This window comes from Thermus sp. (assembly GCF_056332225.1).
This window is the reverse complement of record NZ_JBWGQW010000112.1, coordinates 1-1,842: the sequence shown is the minus strand read 5'-3', so window position 1 is coordinate 1,842 and position 1,842 is coordinate 1. Positions and strand designations below refer to the sequence as shown.

Below are 1,842 nucleotides of genomic sequence, written 5' to 3'. Positions count from 1 at the left end.
GGGTCGGGGAGGAGGGTCCGCACCACCTGGCAGAGCCCGGCGATCCCCGGGGGGGTGGCGCTGGAGTGGTAGAAGAAACAGAGGTCGCCCTCTCTCATCCGCATCAGGTAGTTTCGCGCCTGGTAGTTCCGCACCCCGTCCCAGATGGCCCGGCCTTCCCGCTCCAGGTCTGCGATGCCGTACACCTGGGGTTCGGACTTCAGGAGCCAGTAGGCCATGCTTCGCAGTCTAAAGGGAGGTTTACCCGCTTCCCACTTGCCGGGGCCCTGGAAGAGGCTATGGTTGGAAGTATGCGCGCCTTGGGGCTTTGGGGAATCGGCCTCGGTCGTGTAAGGATTTATGTGTAAGGGTCCGTGTTTAATAGGGGGGCACACCTTGGAACGAGGAGGTGCCCCGTGGACCAGGATACCTTGCGAATCGTGCTGAGGGAAGCGGTGCGGGAGACGGTGGCCGAGGTTTTGCAGACGGTTCTGGAGCTGGACCGGACGGCCTTCTTGCAGGCACACGGGGGCCGCAGGAACGGCTACTACCCCCGCAAGCTGGAGACCGCCTTCGGCCAGGTGGACCTGAAGGTCCCTAGGGATCGGGAATCTCGGTATTACCCGGCTTTCCTTAAGCCCTACGCCCGCCGCCTGGTGGACGTGGGGGAAGTGGCGGTAGCCCTCAAGGTAGCCCCTTCGGGGCTGACTTACGCCGCCGGGGTCAGCCAGCGCAAGGCGGCCGAGATATTGAGCCTGCTCTTAGGCCACCGCTACTCCCACGAGACCCTAAGCGCTCTGACCGACCAAGTCCTGGAGGCGGCAGGAGCCTTCCGCACCCGGCTTTTGCCCAAGGAGATGGCCTTCGTCTACCTGGACGGGCTTTCCCTAAAGGTCTTTAGGGAAGGAGAGGGGATCGTAAGGGAAAGCGTGTACGTGGCCCTGGGGATCGCCCCTGATGGGGAGAGGCGGGTCCTGGGGTTCTGGCTGTTGCCTACGGAGAGCGCCCTGGGGTGGGAGGGGGTCTTGGGGGAGCTTTGGCAACGGGGTCTGCGGCGGGTGTTGCTCTTCATCACCGACGGGTTGCCCGGGCTTCCCGAGGCTATCCGCAAGGTCTACCCTCAGGCGGAGTGGCAGCGGTGCGTGGTGCACGGGGTGCGGTGGAGCCTGTCCCAGGTGCGGGCGCGGGACCGGGGCCTGCTGGCGGAGGACCTGAGGCGGGTGTACGGGGCGGAGGGCCGGGAAGAAGCTCTTGGGGCCTTGGAGGAGGTGAAGGCCGCCTGGGGTTCGCGGTACCCGGGGGTGGTGAGGCTATGGGTGGTTGCTTTCCCGTAGGGAAACACCTTGGAGACTCCGGGGCCTTCCTACGCTTCTACGGGTATCCCAAGGTGCTTTGGCCGTACCTGCGGAGCACCAACCTGATGGAGCGGTTTATCCGTGAGGTGAGGCGTGGGACGAAGGTGCGGGATCACAAGTTCCCCAAAGAAGAGGCGGTGTACAAGCTTCTCTACTTGGAGTCAGAGAGGCAGGAAGGGAGGTGGGCGGAGAGGAGGCTTAAGGGCTTTGCCGAAGTGAAGGAGGTGCTGGAGAAGATGCTTCAGGAGCGGTATGCCCCCCGTACACAGACTCTTACACATAACTCTTGACACGACCTCGGCCTCTTGCTTGCTGCCTGTACCCTGACGGTGGAGGTGCGCTCCCCTTACCGGATCCTGCGCTTGGAGACCCAGCCCACCTACTGCACGCAAGGGAACACCCAGCTGGATTACCGCCTTGCCCTGGAGGGCTGGGTGGACGGGCTTTGGTTTTACTGGGTGCCCGATGGGACCCCCCCTTCCGCGGCCTCGGCGGAGGAAGCCTTCTA

At 64.1% G+C, this 1,842-nt stretch carries 1 protein-coding gene and 1 pseudogene; one reads left to right on the top strand and one right to left on the bottom strand.

Annotated elements, in window-relative coordinates; all coding sequences use genetic code 11:
* Nucleotides 1-218: EVE domain-containing protein (locus AC01Y6_RS10300; RefSeq protein ID WP_476671423.1), on the bottom strand; the 218-nt coding region annotated here is incomplete at its 3' end.
* Nucleotides 219-353: 135 nt separating this feature from the next.
* Here AC01Y6_RS10300 and AC01Y6_RS10295 point away from each other — a divergent pair.
* Nucleotides 354-1,624, top strand: a pseudogene (locus AC01Y6_RS10295) (IS256 family transposase).
* Nucleotides 1,625-1,842 lie beyond the last annotated feature (218 nt).